The sequence below is a fragment of the Pedobacter panaciterrae genome, from assembly GCF_013204795.1.
GTDB lineage: Bacteria > Bacteroidota > Bacteroidia > Sphingobacteriales > Sphingobacteriaceae > Pedobacter > Pedobacter panaciterrae.
Genome location: NZ_JABMKW010000012.1, coordinates 66427 through 83219 on the forward strand (window position 1 = coordinate 66427; position 16793 = coordinate 83219).

11 protein-coding genes are annotated in these 16793 nt (G+C 38.8%); 3 read left to right on the plus strand and 8 right to left on the minus strand.

Going from position 1 to position 16793, the window contains the following annotated elements:
* Positions 1-49: 49 nt before the first annotated feature.
* The 6 genes from HQN86_RS07400 to HQN86_RS07425 form a co-directional block, all read right to left on the minus strand.
* The gene (locus tag HQN86_RS07400) at positions 50-808 is read right to left on the minus strand and encodes a class I SAM-dependent methyltransferase (protein WP_172660388.1); all 759 of its coding nucleotides are present in this window, start codon (positions 806-808) and stop codon (positions 50-52) included.
* 68 nt (positions 809-876) lie between these two features.
* Complete coding sequence (locus HQN86_RS07405) at positions 877-1722, minus strand: endonuclease/exonuclease/phosphatase family protein (RefSeq protein WP_172660389.1); 846 nt, start codon at positions 1720-1722, stop codon at positions 877-879.
* Between the two features lie 27 nt (positions 1723-1749).
* Positions 1750-3534 carry a RagB/SusD family nutrient uptake outer membrane protein gene (locus HQN86_RS07410; protein WP_172660390.1) on the minus strand — a complete coding sequence of 595 codons (1785 nt, stop codon included), beginning with the start codon at positions 3532-3534 and terminating at the stop codon, positions 1750-1752.
* A gap of 32 nt (positions 3535-3566) precedes the next feature.
* Positions 3567-7124, minus strand: coding sequence for a SusC/RagA family TonB-linked outer membrane protein (locus HQN86_RS07415; RefSeq protein ID WP_216854353.1), 3558 nt, complete (start codon positions 7122-7124; stop codon positions 3567-3569).
* Positions 7125-7240: 116 nt separating this feature from the next.
* Positions 7241-8236: a FecR family protein gene (locus HQN86_RS07420; protein ID WP_172660391.1), complete on the minus strand. Its 996-nt coding sequence runs from the start codon at positions 8234-8236 to the stop codon at positions 7241-7243.
* Positions 8237-8304: 68 nt separating this feature from the next.
* On the minus strand, positions 8305-8871 hold the full coding sequence (locus tag HQN86_RS07425) for an RNA polymerase sigma factor (RefSeq protein ID WP_172660392.1): 567 nt from the start codon (positions 8869-8871) through the stop codon (positions 8305-8307).
* A gap of 122 nt (positions 8872-8993) precedes the next feature.
* Here HQN86_RS07425 and HQN86_RS07430 point away from each other — a divergent pair, with 122 nt between their 5' ends.
* A complete protein-coding gene (locus tag HQN86_RS07430) occupies positions 8994-10385 on the plus strand; it encodes a glycoside hydrolase family 140 protein (protein WP_172660393.1) in 1392 nt (463 codons plus the stop codon).
* An 18-nt stretch (positions 10386-10403) separates the two neighbouring features.
* Here HQN86_RS07430 and HQN86_RS07435 read toward each other — a convergent pair whose 3' ends face one another.
* Positions 10404-11096 carry a Crp/Fnr family transcriptional regulator gene (locus HQN86_RS07435; protein WP_172660394.1) on the minus strand — a complete coding sequence of 231 codons (693 nt, stop codon included), beginning with the start codon at positions 11094-11096 and terminating at the stop codon, positions 10404-10406.
* A gap of 242 nt (positions 11097-11338) precedes the next feature.
* On the opposite strand from HQN86_RS07435, the gene HQN86_RS07440 reads away from it, so the two are divergent.
* Positions 11339-13219, plus strand: coding sequence for a chloride channel protein (locus tag HQN86_RS07440; protein ID WP_172660395.1), 1881 nt, complete (start codon positions 11339-11341; stop codon positions 13217-13219).
* On the opposite strand, the gene cobA is transcribed toward HQN86_RS07440, so the two are convergent.
* The gene (gene cobA / locus HQN86_RS07445) at positions 13216-13986 is read right to left on the minus strand and encodes a uroporphyrinogen-III C-methyltransferase (RefSeq protein WP_216854354.1); all 771 of its coding nucleotides are present in this window, start codon (positions 13984-13986) and stop codon (positions 13216-13218) included. The genes HQN86_RS07440 and cobA overlap by 4 nt on opposite strands.
* 271 nt (positions 13987-14257) lie before the next feature.
* Here cobA and nirB point away from each other — a divergent pair, with 271 nt between their 5' ends.
* Complete coding sequence (gene nirB, locus HQN86_RS07450) at positions 14258-16771, plus strand: nitrite reductase large subunit NirB (protein ID WP_172660396.1); 2514 nt, start codon at positions 14258-14260, stop codon at positions 16769-16771.
* The last annotated feature ends 22 nt before the right edge of the window (positions 16772-16793 follow it).

A 16793-nucleotide genomic window follows, 5' to 3' on the forward strand; every position in this document is an offset into this window, starting at 1 on the left:
AGGTTAACTCAGAAGCAGAGAGACAGCACCCGAAGTCCACATGAGTACTTCAAACCTTACCGATATATACTTTGGTATCGTAATTAATGGTAATTGAATTATCTTCTTTATAGTCCTCAAAAAGCTGTTTCAAGTCTGTAACCATTGCTTCGTAACCATTTTCTCCTCTGGCAGGCATATAAGAGGATGAAAATAATCTCCCCTGCAATCCATAAAAATCAAAAACCTGTTTGTTCTGAAAAAGATGATAGGAAAAAGACTCTGGAGCATAGAATTCTCCGATTTTGATTTCATCAATATTTCTGTGATCTACCTTCACATAGTCCTTTCCATGCTTAATGATCAGTTCATCATATGCAACCTCAAAGGCAGATGTAGTTTTTCTTTCGTTCCAGATAAGTACAACTAAACCCTTTGGTTTTAATATCCTGCTAAACTCAGCTCGCGCCGCATCCCTGTCAAACCAGTGAAAGGCCTGGCCAGCTACTACAGCATCAATACTATCGGTTTCTAACTTCGTGTTTTCCGCGGTCCCATCTACTGCATGAAATGCTGGAAGATGTCCAAGAAGTTCAATAGCCTTCTCTCTCATCTCCGTATTTGGTTCAACAGCAAAAACCTCATATCCTGAATTAAGAAATAGTTCAGCAGAAATTCCTGTGCCAGCTCCAATATCTGCAATAATTTTATCCGGAGATAAACCAAACTTAGACTGAAGGAAATTGATGATCTCTACCGGATATCCCGGGCGATATTTAACATAGTCTTCAACTCTGTTACTAAATCTGCTTGTATTGTCTTTTACCATAGTAAAATACCCAACAAAAAAGAGGCCATACCATTATAAAATGTTATGGCCTCTTAGTGGTTAATAGATTATTTTACTAATGTTACATTTACCAGAATTGGGAAATGATCTGAAACAAACTTACCATGATAAGTATCGGTAAGAATCCCCCATTTGTCGGCTTTAAAACCCTTAGTAACAAATACATGGTCTATAATTTCATAACCATCTACGCTTTTGCCCCAGGCATTAAACGATGAATTATTTGCATATGGATGTTTAACCTGCGTATAGGTATCAGTTAAAATACCTGAATTGGCCAATGTTAAATACCATTCGCTCTTTTGGCCGCCATTCAAATCTCCGGTAAAAACAGCTGGGGCATCACCTGCTATTTCGCTGATCTTTTTTACAATTAGCTTTCCACTTTCTACACGTGCAATTTTACCTTGATGATCAAAGTGCGCATTAAAGTAGTAAAACTTTTTACCACTGCTTATATCCTGAAGATGTACCCAGGTACAAATACGATTACAGCAAGTAGCATCCCATCCTTTTCCTGGTTTGTCAGGCGTTTCAGACAACCAAAAATCACCTTTATCAAGTAACTTAAATTTATCCTGACGGTAAAAGATAGAGGAGTGCTCACCAGCGTCTTTACCATCATCGCGACCTAAACCGTAATGTGCATACTCTGGCAACAATTTACTTAGGTCGTCAACCTGATTCTTTAATCCTTCCTGAATACCGAAGATATCGAATTCGTGAAAACGTAAGAGATTTGCAGCTACAGGAGCCCTTTGCGACCATCTGTTACCTTCATCTCCGGCATTGTCATAACGAATATTAAAAGATCCAATAGTGAATTTTTGAGCAAAAGCGCTAACGCTCATTACTACCAAAAATATAGAAAGAATGATTTGTCTTATTTTCATGTCTATTTAATTTGTTTTATAATCTAATTAGTTGCCTTGCCAACCTGGATTCTGTCCAAGAGCAGGGTTCTTTTGTAAATCTGCCTGAGGAATTGGATAATAATACATTTTATCATCCCACTTCCTCACTATTTCATTCATCCAGATTAGCTCTCCAAAAGTACCATTTTTGAGCAACTGGGAATTTGTTTTACCGCCAATTGTTGCTGAAACGTCCACATACGTAACTCCTGCAACTTCAGGTTTTGGTTTTGCACCTTGATAGAAAGCTACGTCAAGTATGCCATCTTCATTAAGATCCATAGGTGTAACCAAAGCAGGAACATAAAAACCGTCCCATTCCTGATCCATAAGCGGGCCTCTTTTCCATCTTAAGATATCACTGTAGCGAAGACCTTCAAGACTAAGCTCAATCCCCCTTTCTCGCCTTACTTCCAAAATAGATGGATCAGTAATTCCAGGAAAATAGTTAGCAATAAGGTACGGATCCGCAATTATTGGCTTTGCTGATAATCCACCTGTTATCCCGCCTCTTGCCCTAAGTACTCCAACGGTTGCAGCCCAATCTTCGTTAGTAAGTGTACCAAGTTCTGCTTTGGCTTCCGCATAGTTTAACAGCACTTCAGCATAACGGAATAATGCAATCGAGTTAATATTAAGTGCTCCGGCATCATAATACATGTCATCCAATGTCCATTTTATCGGTTGATAACCGGTAAAAGTATACGAGAATACCGGAGGCGCAGGAATTTGTACACCTCCACTTATTCTTTTATAATTTCCAGAGCGGATGGTCTGTTTCAATCTAAGGTCTCTGTTTTTCACTTCATCCTTAAACAGCATAGTGGTATAAGCAGGGTCGTTGGTAAAGGGAGTTCCATCCAGATTCAAATATGTATTGATAAATGTTCTGGTAAAACTTGCTTTGGCACCATATGTACCGCTGGTCCACCACCAGTTTGCCTCATTCAATACATTTAAAGTAAGGTCACTTACAGCGGCCTGTAGTACTTCACTTGCAACAGGGACTGTGCTGGTAAATACCTGACGATAGGAAACACCCGGGCCTCCGGCTGTGTTGATTGAATACCCTCCTTTATCCATAATCTCTTTTGCGGTTGATGCAGCGTTTTCAAGCCATGCAGATGCGCTAGACTGCAGGCCAAGTTCAGTATGGTATTTTCTGAAAGTTCCTTCGAATAGACAGATTCTGGACTTATAAGCGTAGGCCACCCATTTGGTAACTGTACTGCGGGTTGCATCGTTAGTTGCTTTGATGTTAGCACAGGCAAAATCAAGGTCGGCTAGCACAGAATCCATCACCAGCGTTCTTTTATCACGACCGGCGTATAATGCAGGGTCATTGATGTTCAGCGGTTTGCCAATCCATGGTACGTCACCAAATCTCTTCACTTTCTCCATATAAAAATATGCCCTGAAATATCTGGCTATACCCAGATAGTTATTTCTAATATCAATAGGAACAGAAGGATCTTTACAATTTTCAATAAAGTAATTGATGTTTCTAAGGTCTGTCCATGTCCACCCCGTACTCTGGCTTGGAGTGAATATCCCCGGTCTTATAAAATCGGAAACAGATTTTACAGCCAGGTAGTCAGAAACAGCATCCTGACTGGTGGAATTCTTAGGCAAGAAATCCATTGCATAAAAAGAGTTGGTATAGAGCTTCAGACCACTTTCACTGCCAAAAACAGCTTTATTTGTTGGGGTAGATTGAGGTTCCTGATCAAGCTTCTTACAGGCTGTAAAACACAAGCAGCTCAGTAGTATCCATATATATTGTTTTTTCATGATTATCTGTTTATAATGTTCATCAATAACGGTTAAAACCCTAAGCTTAAGCCTAATGAATAGCTTTTCATCAAAGGATAGTTGTAACCATCTCCGTTGGTACTGCCTGAGTTCAGATCCTGATCTGAGGGTACTGCGTTCTCCACATCTATGGTTTTCACAATTTTATAGAGTGGCGAGTAGGTGAATAGGTTCTCTCCTGAAAAAAATATTTTTGCTGAGCGCGCCCCAATACGTGAAATCAGTTTTGCAGGTAAATTGTAACCAATCTGAAGGTTCTTCATCCGCAAATAAGCAACATTCTGCAGGTATTTAGTTTGCGCTACGCCAAGCTCCCTATTGGTGTTGCTGGAAGCCGCACGCGACATCGTTCTTGGGAAATAAGCATTTGTGTTTTCAGGTGTCCACATATTGCCCACATGAAAAGTAGGAATGTTGTTGTATGGCCTGTTGTACTGACCCCAGAACATTTCGGTTTCTGTACTCGGGTACCATTGCTGTTTACCAACACCCTGGAAGAATGTAGAGAAAAAGAAATTGTTCCAGTCGGCACCAAGACTTATGCTATACAAATATCTTGGAGCAGAATTTCCTATAATTCTTCTATCGCCTGGTTTGTCCACAGTATTGTCTCCAATATTCACAAAACCATCACCATTGGTATCTTTCAGTTTGATGTCGCCAGGATACCAGATATTGGTTGGTGAGGCGCGCATTTGCGGGCTTTGCTTGGCATGTGCATCAATATCAGCCTGATCTATAAAGAAACCTTCTGTTTCATAGCCCCAGATCTCTCCTATTGTCTGGCCTTCGTAATACTCCTTACCGGTCCCGTTATTTCCTACATCTGTAAGCAATTTAGTGGGGTTGTTGTACTTATCAATCTTCGATTTGCTATCAGATAGGGTTAAGCGAACATTATATTTAAAAGGTTTATCTGCATTACCAATCCTGTCGTTCCATGATATTGAGGCTTCCCATCCTCTGGTTGTCAAATCTGCATAGTTTCCTTTTGGTACAGTATTTCCAAAAACAGCAGGAGCTGTTAAACCTACGGTAAACATATCAGTAGTTTTCCGAACATAGGCGTCGCCACTGAAAGTCAGACGGTTAGACAACATTGCCAGATCTAAACCAAAGTTGGTGGTAGTAGAAGTTTCCCAGGTAATCTGGTCTGGAAGCACACCAGGTTGCTTAGTGGTTTGAGGCCTTACACCTCCCAGTACCAATGGTGACTGCGAGACAAGAAAAAGCTCCTGAAATTCATACGAATTTATATTTCCGTTACCCAATGAGCCATAAGATGCACGTACTTTCAGGTCTGAGATAATTTTATCTGAAACATTCCAGAAAGATTCCTTATTAACTCTCCATCCGGCTGAAACCGAAGGGAAGAATCCGTAACGCTGACCAGAAGGGAATTTTGAGGATCCATCATAGCGCGCATTTACCTCTAACAGGTAACGGTCTTTAAAGGAATAGTTCAATCTTGAAAAACCACCTAATACTGCCCATTGCTCATAAGCTCCTAATGTATTAATTGCTTGTCCGAGTGCCAGATTTAAATCAGTTGCATCTTCAAAAATGATCCCGTTCCGCTGCGTAGAGAGTCTCTTGTAGGTAGATTCTTCATAGTTATATCCGGCCATTACTTTTAAATAATGATCGTCGCCGAATTTGTCTTCAAACTCACCATAGATATTTGCAGCCAGGTATTGTGTTTCTCTTCTATCGAATAAAAGGTCATTGGTAGTAGTACCTACATAAGAAGTAATCCCTTTTATATTACTGTACGGTACCTGAACGCGTTTTTGGTTGATACCATTATTGGTATTACGGAAGGTAAAATCAGCATTAACCCTAAATTTATTATTAAAGAAATTGGATCTCAATCCGGTGATATTCCTAAAAACCTGTCTTTTCGTATCAATACCGTTCTTTCCATAATAGAAATCTCCTACAGTATATACAGCAGTAAAAGTCATGGAACCATCAGGGTTAAACATCGGCATAGTCGGGTGACCCTCATCCGCAATGTTCCTCCAGATTCCTCCGCCTTCTCCTACGTTAATAGGATTATGATAATTCATTACAGAGTAGTCGGCATTGTTTTCTATAGTTAGCCATGGAAATACCTGTACAGATCCCTTTGCACGGATGTTTTTCATGTTGTAGTCATCAGTGTTATACCTGAAAAGTCCATCCTGCCCTAAAAAACGACCTGAAACCAGAAAGGAGGTTTTATCACTACTCCCACTGATGGACAAATTGTTTTCTGTAGCTACTGTATTTTTTTTGTACAATTGACCATACCAGTCTGTATTTCCGTAATAAGTATACTCACCTGTTGTTGGATTTACCTCTACTTCATTGTAAGGTTGTCCCGATTCGGCTCTTCTTTTAAACTCATCTAAGTAAGCCTGAGAAAATTTCTGGGTTTTATTAACGTTCTGAGGAAAAGAGCCATCTCCGTTTACAAATGCTTCGGCAAACATTTTTGCCCAGGTGTATCCATCGGTTACAAAGTCGGGCGTTTGTAACGGGTTCTTTAAAGCATAGTTGCTAGAGAAGTTCACAGTTGTTCTGCCTTTTTCTGGTCTTTTGGTCGTGATAAGCACAACACCAAACGCACCCCTGGCACCGTAAATTGCTGCTGAGGCGGCATCCTTTAGAATAGACACTGTTTCTACATCATTTGGGTTCAGCAAACTTGGATCTCCTTCAAAACCATCAATCAGAATCAATGCACTTCCGCCCTGCCCAATAGACGTAGTTCCCCTGATGTTATAGCTCGGTGACTGCGTTGGCTTTCCGTCCATCATTTTGATGTTCAGATTGGGTAGCAGCCCTTGAAGTCCTTGTGTAAGGTTAGGCACAGGTCTGTTCTCTAATGATTTCGAAGAGATCTGATCAACAGCTCCCGTAAGGTTTTCTCTTTTCTGTGTGCCATACCCAACTACCAATACCTCATTTAAAGTGCCTGTTTGCGCAGTAAGTGAAACATTTAGTGTTGTTGTTTCTCCGGGTTTTACCACAACCCTGCTCTGTGTAGATGAGCCGTAAGATACAAAACTAACTACAAGTGTGTAAACACCCGGTGCAACATTAATACTATAAGTACCATCAACCTTACTCTGCACTCCTGTATTTAGTTCTAGAATTTTGATGCTCGCTCCAGGGAGTGGCTCGCCTTTTTCGTCAACAATTTTACCGGTAATTTTACCGGGATCTTCATTTTTAATTAAGGTGATGGTTCCTTTCACCTCTTCGCGGAAAGTAAGACCCGTTTCGTCAAAAATAGATTTTAAAATTTCTTCTATTTTTTCGTTACTAAAATCTTTCTCCTGGGTTCTGAATCTTTTAAGTTTTAGGTATGCCGGGTCGTAGGCAAAATCGACTCCGCTTTTCATTTGCAGCTTTTCTATCGCAATAAGCAGATTTTCATTTTTAAAGGTAATATTGACTCTTTTATTTAAAACCTGGCCACTGGAATTGTCTGCAAATAATATTTGCGTACTGGCGATTATAAAGGCGTAGATAAGCAGTGTATAACGCATAATCTTCTGCAAAAGCAGTAAATGTTTTTTCATATATTTGTTATTTTATTGATAAATAAGATTCTACAAGATCCAACAGGTAGAGGGTCTCAAACTACTTCCTGTTGAATTTATCAATCCGGATCTGCTTCAGATCCGGTTTTTTATTTTTAGTATATCACTATTTCATTTCCTATCCTCCTATATTTATTTTGATGTACTGAACAAATTATTTTCATAGTCTGATCAAGTGAACGTGCAGACCGTATTTGTATATTATATAAGTAACTTGAAGTAGCGGTCCTGCTGCCTTTTAGAATTATACCATAATTAATTTTCATAACTTTTGCCAATTCTGCAAACGAAGCATGGTCCAGATCTGTTACCTGTTCAAACCATGCGTTATGCTCACGCGTAGCAAAATCACTTGTTTTCCATTTACTTGTTTTCGAATTATAGTGTAAACGTTTGCCAGGGAGCAAACGATCAAACACGTTTTTACTATCGCTCACCTCCACTTTTCCTTCAGTAACACTTACCTCGGTTATGGCTTTCGGTTGCGTACTCACGGCAAACTTAGTACCCAATACACGTGTTTTAATTTGTTTGGTATAAACTACAAATGGGTGTTTAGCATCCTTAGTAACTTCAAAAAAAGCTTCTCCTTCATCTAAAAAAATTGACCTATCGGAATAAACCGGCTCACCTGAAGAATTCAACACGTATTTAGCTGGTATCCGCAGTTTTGTTCTGGGATTCATTTGAATGACAGATTGATCTGCAAGGATTATCTTTTTGTATTCTCCGTTTTTAGTCTCCACTACGCTAAATACTTCGTTTTCTACAGATTTCTTAAAGTCATTTGATGGCTTTAAGAATTTTCTGCCAAAAAAGAGTGCGGGTATAATTAAAGCCAGTACTGCAGCATACTTATAGTAATGTTTAAATAACGATACTTTTGTATTTGAAAAATTATCCCTCTTGGCTAAAATAGCATTTTCCATTTCAGCCTTAATGATTTCTTCTTTACCAGATTCAGAAAACTCTTGCATAGCAGCTTCATCATCGTATGAAGCATACCAATTCTCGACGATTTGCTTTTCGTCGTCACTTGCCATTCCGCTGACATAACGTTCTAGTATTTTTTTAAACTGCTCTGATTCCAAACCTCTGCCTCTTTCTTATAAGTAACTTCAAACACTCGAATCTACTTTGAGAAATTGTTAAGTTTGTATTAATTAATCAGTCGCTCGGGGAATTTTTCACTTAACCTCTTCCTGATCCTTCTCATGGCTTCACAAATATGATTTGAAACCGTCTGCTCAGCAAGGTTTAGTTTTTCTGCTATTTCAGATGTGGAATGATGAGCATGTTTAAGCAGGTATGCATGACGCATTTTTTCCGGAAAACCTTTTATTTCTACCTCTATAAGCTTTTCCAGATCCAGATAGTCCGATAGTTCATTAATAGAAACTGATGCATCTTCAAATTTCCTTAAGGTATGATCAAAAACACGTTCTTCTATTTTTTCTGATCTGAAATAATTGAGTACCTGGAATTTTGCAGCCCCCATCAAAAATTGTTCAAGGCTGGTATTAATTATGATTGTTTCTTTTCGCTCCCAAATATTGATAAAAACATTCTGGACAATATCTTTAGCAGCTTCCTCGTCTTTAATACGGGTTAATATATGGACATACAGCTTCTTCCAATACATCTCATACAAGAGATCGTAAGCTGCAGTATCGCCCAACTTAAGTTGTCGAACTATTTCCTCGTCTTTTCTTCCAACTTGAAGCATATTCAAAAGTAGAGTTCCAATATGAACAGGATGTTAACTCTTATTATTTGGTTATATTTAGTTAATTAAATATATGCAAAAGTTGTTCATATGATTACAATAACTCGATTAAATATATGGATATGAAAAAAATATACTGGCCCTTCTTATTATTACTCACTGTAATGAATATTCCAGCAGGTTATGGTCAAAAAATAAATCGAAAAAATGTAAAAATGCAGCAATTGCGTGTATCAGATAACCGCAGATTCCTTGTTTATGCTGATGGTAAGCCTTTTTTCTATCTTGGAGATACTGCCTGGGAGTTATTACACAGATTAACCCTTAAAGACGCAGAGATCTACATGGATAACCGCAGATCCAAAGGATTTACAGTACTTCAAACGGTAATATTGGCCGAGCTGGATGGGATAAATGAGCCCAATGCACTTGGCCATAAACCAATGGAAAACAATAACGTTTCTGAACTTAATGAAGACTATTTTAAGGATATTGATGCGTTTGTTCAATTGGCTGCCAAAAAAAATCTATACATGGGCCTGTTACCGCTATGGGGCGATAAAGTTTTTAAAAGCACCTGGGGAAAAGGCCCTGAAATTTTCAATGTTCAAAACGCAAAGGAATATGGAAAGTTTCTTGGCAACAGATATAAGAGCCAACCTAACATTATATGGATATTGGGTGGCGACCGTAATCCTCGCGGTGAAAAAGATGTGGCCATTTGGCGCGCTTTAGCGGAAGGCATTGCTGAAGGTGCCGGAGGCAATGATAAAGTGTTAATGACTTTTCATCCACAACCAAAAGAAAATGGCGGTTCATCAACCTGGTTTCATAATGATGAGTGGCTGGATTTTAATATGCTCCAGACAGGACATTGCAGGGATGGAAGTAATTATGATAAGATCTCTTATGATTACAATTTAAAGCCAACAAAACCAGTGGTTGATGGGGAACCTCTTTATGAGGACCATCCGGTATGTTTTGATGCGAAAAAGAACGGATTCTCAACAGCAGACGACATTCGAAAATTAGCATACTGGCAGGTATTTGCCGGTGCACTCGGACACACTTATGGCTGCCACGACATATGGCAGTTCTACGCTCCCGGCCGCGAACCAATCAATTTAGCCCGACATTACTGGAAAGAAGCAATGGATTTACCGGGCTCACAACAGATGGGCTATGTAAAAAAACTAATCCAATCCCAATCAATGCTTGACCGTATTCCCGATCAGGGTTTAATTTTAGGAGATAACCCTAAAGACGGGGCACACTGTAGTGCCACCCGTGCAAATGATGGGCATTATGCTTTTATTTATACTCCTACCGGGCGCAAATTGGATGTCAATACAACTCATCTGAAAGGAAAGCAATTCTTTAAGGCCAAATGGTTTAATCCTAGAAATGGTGTATTTAGCATGGCATTTAAAATCGACAAAAAGCCTCAGCTTACTTTTACACCTCCAACAAGCGGAGATGCTTTGGATTGGGTACTTATATTAGAAGCTGGTTAATGTTAACCGTTAGTACTGCTAATGGTTAACGCCAATCATCTCTGAAAGCCGCTTTTCATTTAATACCAGAATGTTTCTACCCGAGACCTCAATTATCTTCTCTTTTATAAAATCATTACTTACTTTGAATAAGGTTTCATATGTTGTTCCTGAGTACGATGCAATATCTTGCCTGCTTAGACCTAAAGCGATAAAACCATTCTCATCAACCCCAAACTTATGTAGCAGAGCCAGAATAGATTGTGCTATCCTCGCTTTTACCGACATATGGGCCAGATCACGCATTGCCCTATGAGAGTCTTGCAATTCATTTGCAAAAAACTGCATTAACTTATAAGTTAAATCAGTATTTACCCTTAGCGTTGTTTCAAAGAAATCTCTCTCCAGATAACATACTACTGTATTTTCTAATGCCGTAGCCGAAACTGGATATAACGGTTTTTTCCCGAGACCCAAATGGCCGATAATATCTTCAGGGCCGGCAAAACGAATAATCAACTCCTTTTCCTTATCCCATCTTTTATGAACCTTAACAGTTCCAGCAGATACAAAATAAATCCCGTTTACGGGATCGCCTTCTTTGAAGATCACCTCGCCTTTTTTTACCTCAAAATTCTTTTTCTGAATTTGAAGCGCCGGCAACCATTCGGGCAAACATAATTTACACAGAAAACAGCTTTTAAGATCACATAGATTACGAGATTCCTTCATTTTTTATATGGGCATTTGATATGCAATAATACTATATAAATATCAAAAAAGAAGAATCCACGCATAAAATCCAAAACAAAAAACATTGTTTAAACAATATTAAAATACAAAATAAATAATTAAATAAAAATAAAATATTGCATAAACAATATAATTGGCTTTTATAGCATGTAAATTAACCTTACCTTTGTGCCCATAAATAAAATCACTCAGAGTTTAACACTAAAAAATTCATCAGCTAAATGAAAAGACCGTTGCATAAAAACGGGATTCCGATATCCCCCTCCTTAGATTATTTAACCCAGTCAGTAAATGATACAAAGAAGGGCTACTTTAAGAAAAAACGCTTACTACAGATTTCTTTACTATCTATTGGTGTTGCTATTGCAATTAGTCTAATCGCAAAAGTTCTAATCTCTCTTATAGATCTTATAACCAACATTGCATTTTACGGAAGTTTCGACTTAAAATTCAACAGCCCTGCAAACAATCATCTGGGGATATGGGTAATTATTATTCCTGCAATTGGGGGCATTCTGGTTGGATTAATGGCGCTATATGGCTCTAAAGCAATAAGAGGACACGGTATTCCAGAGGCAATGGAACAAATCCTTGTTAACCAAAGTAAAATTAAACCTTCAATTGCGCTTCTAAAGCCCATCTCTTCTGCAATCGCGATAGGTACGGGAGGGCCATTCGGGGCAGAAGGCCCTATAATAGCAACCGGTGGTGCTTTAGGATCTACATTAGGCCAGTTATTTAAAATCACACCTAATGAGCTCAAAATCATTCTTGCCGCTGGAGCTACTGCTGGTATGTCTGCAATATTTGGCACACCCATAGCAGCTATTTTTCTGGCCATTGAACTCCTGCTATTTGAATTTTCACCCAAAGCCATATTACCTGTAGCACTCGCTTGTATAACAGGTGCCGCCGGACACCAGTTTCTATTTGAATCAGGCCCCGTGTTCCCTATGCCTGAACTTAGTTCACCATCAAATATGGCTCTGGGCATTTACAGCTTTATGGGTATAATAATAGGCTTTGTTTCACTTGGGCTAACTAAAGTCGTCTATCACATCGAAGATGCCTTTGAGAAATTACCTATCCACTGGATGTGGTGGCCTGCAATTGGCGGTTTGGCAGTTGGAATAATCGGCTTTTTTGCTCCCCATACCCTAGGCGTAGGTTACGATAATATCACCAGTGTTTTATCAGGAAAAATACCATTAGCTTTAATGCTGAGTCTTTGTTTCTTTAAATTTCTCTCCTGGGCAATTGCTCTTGGTAGCGGCACATCAGGAGGCACACTCGCACCATTATTAACGATCGGTGGCGCAGCCGGAGCCATACTTGGCTCAATTACACTTCTACTGTTTCCAAATTCAGGCATAAGCATTCCAATGGCTGCTTTAGTGGGCATGTCGTCTATGTTTGCAGGCGCTTCAAGAGCTTATCTAACCAGCATAACTTTCGCTCTTGAAGCTACTATGCAATCTCACGCACTGTTACCTTTACTAGGAGCTTGTACAGCATCATACCTGATATCTTTCTTTTTTATGGAAAATACAATTATGACCGAGAAAATTGCAAGAAGAGGAATATACACCCCCGATTCTTATGAACCGGATGTATTGAGGAAAATGACTGTGGTTGATGTACTAAGAGCAAATAGCATGGTTATAAGCACCAAAAATCGTATAAGTGAAATCAGGTCATTCTTTGACCTTAACCCACCATTAGAAAATCACTTTATAGTAACAGATGATGACGATAACTTTAAAGGTGTAATCACGCTGTCAAGCATATACAACAAAAATCACGATGCAAATGGCCCTATAGCCGAGCTCATGGAGCAAAATATTCCCGCAATAGAAAGCAACGATAATCTTGCATGGGCCGTAGAGTTAATGTCTAAATGCGACAAGGAGTTTTTACCGGTATTATCTGCCAATGAAAAAAACAGGGTAATTGGCTTACTCACTTATAAAGATGTACTTACCGCATACAAAATACACCTCAAGGAAAATCAGGAAGCGGGAATTAACCTATCCTTAAAGCGTCAACGTATTAAAATACTTGTAAGAGGACGTCAATTGATTCATAAAGTAAAAGAAAACTAGGCATATTTATGTGCTTCCTGAGCGGCAACGAATTCCGCGGCTTTTACTACATCTCCAATTATTATAATTGCCGGATGGGAAAGCCCGGAATCCATTGCCGCCTGAGACAAATCTTTAACCTCACAAACAATTTGTTTTTGATGTGGCATTGAAGCATTCTGGATTATTGCTGCAGGAACGGCCCCTCTGCCAGACATAATATAAGAAGCTGATATTTCTGTCAGCTTTTTCATTCCCATATATATAACTACTGTAGCTTTACTTTTAGCTGCTAATTGGAGATCAGACGATAAAGAACCATCTTTTTTTGTACCTGTTATAATCCAGATACTTTCGCTTACTCCACGATGGGTTAAAGGAATATCATTTAAACCACTTGCTTGCATACTACTGATGCCCGGCACATAATGAGATTCTATACCGTGCTCACGCGCAAATAAGATTTCTTCAAAACCTCTTCCAAAAATAAAAGGATCCCCTCCTTTTAAACGAACAACATTTCCTCTTGTAAATGCATAATGCTTTATCAGTTGATGAATAGTTTCCTGTGAAGTGCAAAGTCCATATGGCTTTTTACCAACATAAATTCTTTCACAATCATCAGAAGCTATATCTAACAACTCTTTGCACGCCAAATTATCATAAAGGATAACTTTTGCAGCTTCTAAAACCTTAAAACCTTTAATTGTTAACAAATCCGGATCACCAGGACCAGAACCAACAACAAAAAACATCGGTTTATCTATTTTTTTCAAAGAAATACCCATAAAAACAAGATTAAATATTAAAAAAATGATTTAACACCATAAATATACGATATAAATAATATAAATAAACCAAAAACACCCATTTTAATAAAATATTATCATCAATAAAATAACATAAAACACAAAATAATCCAAAAACATATTAAAAAAATAAAATAAACATGATATAAATCATACATTTATAAAAATAATGCAAATTATTATATATATTTGATTAAACAAACCACAATTACCAGTTAAATAAAATAAATAACCCAACAAAATCGAAATTATGAATCATGAAACAGTAATCGTAATAGGAAATGGAATGGTTGGACATAAGTTTTGCGAAAAATTAACCTCTAAATCAGATAATTTTAACATTATTGTATTTGGAGAAGAACCAAGAAGAGCATACGACAGAGTTCATTTAAGCGAATACTTTAACGGAAAGAGTGCAGAAGATCTTTCTTTATCTCATGAAAATTGGTACAACGAACAAAACATTACGCTTCATCTTGGCGACCCGGTAAAAGAAATTGACAGAGAAAGCAAAACCATACATTCGAATAAAGGGCTTATTTTAAATTACGACTATCTGGTTCTGGCAACAGGGTCATCGGCTTTTGTACCTGATATCCCTGGTGTCGATAAAGAAGGTGTTTTCGTTTATCGCACCATCGAAGATCTTGAGCTCATTAAAAATTATGCTTTAAATGCAAAAACAGGCTCCGTATTAGGCGGGGGCTTATTGGGCTTAGAAGCCGCTAAGGCATTAATAGATTTAAATCTTGCTGAAACAAATGTAATTGAATTTGCACCAAGACTAATGCCCAGGCAGATAGATAGTGCCGGAAGTCAGATGCTACAAACAAAACTTGCTACACTAGGATTATCCATATACACAAACAAAGGCACAAGCAGCATAGAAGGCGAAAACCGTATTGAATCTCTAAAGTTTAATGATGGCAGTGAATTAAAAACAGACATACTTGTAATTTCTGCCGGAATACGCCCTAGAGATGAACTGGCCAAACTCTGCGGAATTGAAGTTGGCACCAGAGGTGGAGTTCTGGTAAATGAATCAATGCAGACCAGTGATCCATCTGTTTTTGCAATTGGGGAATGTGCATTATTTAACCATAACATCTATGGACTGATTGCTCCCGGATACGAAATGGCCGAAGTGGTAGCGGCTAATCTATGCGAAGGCAACAAAACATTCAACGGATTCGATATGAGCACCAAACTTAAACTTATTGGTGTAGATGTAGCCAGTTTTGGAGATCCGTTTACAACAGAACCAGACTCAAGGAGTATTCTATTTGAAGACACCCATAAAGGAATTTACAAACGCATCAATATCAGCAACGATGGAAAATATTTACTAGGTGGAATACTAATTGGCGAAGCAGAGGCTTACAATATGCTACTGCAAACTGTAAACAACAAAATAGCGCTCCCTCCTAACCCCGAAGATCTGATATTAGGATCCCGCGGTGGCAGCTCCCAAACTGAGAATGCTGGGTTAGCCGGACTTCCGGACGACGCGTTGATCTGTAGTTGCGAGGGTGTATCAAAAGGAACCATTTGTAATTCTGTCTCTGCAGAGGGTTGCGAATCGGTAGATGCAATCAAAAAATGCACTAAGGCTGGCACAGGATGCGGTGGATGTATACCAATGGTGAAAGATTTAATGCTGCACACCATGAAAGAAAATGGCAAGTACGTTAGAAATGTAGTATGCGAGCACTTCCAACTGAGCAGACAAGAGTTATATGATCTTATAAAAATACACAACCTTAAAAATTACGAGCAAGTACTGGACAACGTAGGCAAAGGCGACGGCTGCGAAATATGCAAACCGCTGGTATCATCACTTCTGGCAAGCATCTGGAATGATATGATTCTTAAAAGAGGTAATGATACCGCCCAGGACAGTAATGACAGGTTTTTAGCAAATATTCAAAAAGGAGGAACCTATTCAGTAGTTCCAAGAATTCCGGGAGGGGAAATCAAACCGGAGAAGCTTGTAATTATTGGAGAAGTTGCTGAAAAATATGGCTTGTATACAAAAATCACCGGCGGACAACGGATAGATATGTTCGGAGCCCATTTAAGTGACCTGCCATTAATATGGGAAGAATTAATTGCTGCTGGCTTCGAAAGCGGACATGCGTACGGAAAAGCATTACGAACAGTTAAAAGTTGTGTTGGCAGCACATGGTGTCGCTTTGGTTTGCACGACAGTGTAAGCTATGCAATTAGAATAGAAGAACGCTACAGAGGCCTAAGGGCTCCACATAAACTAAAATCTGCTGTTAGCGGATGTATTCGCGAATGCGCAGAAGCACAAAGCAAAGATTTTGGAATTATAGCAACCGAAAAGGGATGGAACCTATATGTATGCGGTAATGGCGGCAGCAAACCTCAGCATGCACTACTTCTGGCTTCGGATGTAGACAGCGATACATGCATCAAATACATAGATAGGTTCTTAATGTTTTATATCCGCACTGCCGATCCATTAACACGAACTGCCCCGTGGCTAAATAAAATGGAGGGTGGAATTGAATACCTGAGAAATGTAGTTGTAAACGACAGCCTGGGTATGGCAGAACAATGGGAAATTGAAATGCAAAACATTGTAAACAGCTATCAATGTGAATGGAAAACAGCAATTGAGGATCCGGAAATAAGAAAAAGGTTCAATCATTTTGTGAATGCGCCCGAAGAAAAAGATCCAAGTGTAAAATTTGACGAAATGCGCGGCCAGAAAAAGGCTGCAAACTGGACAACAGCATAATTTAAATCAACAAACCTATTTA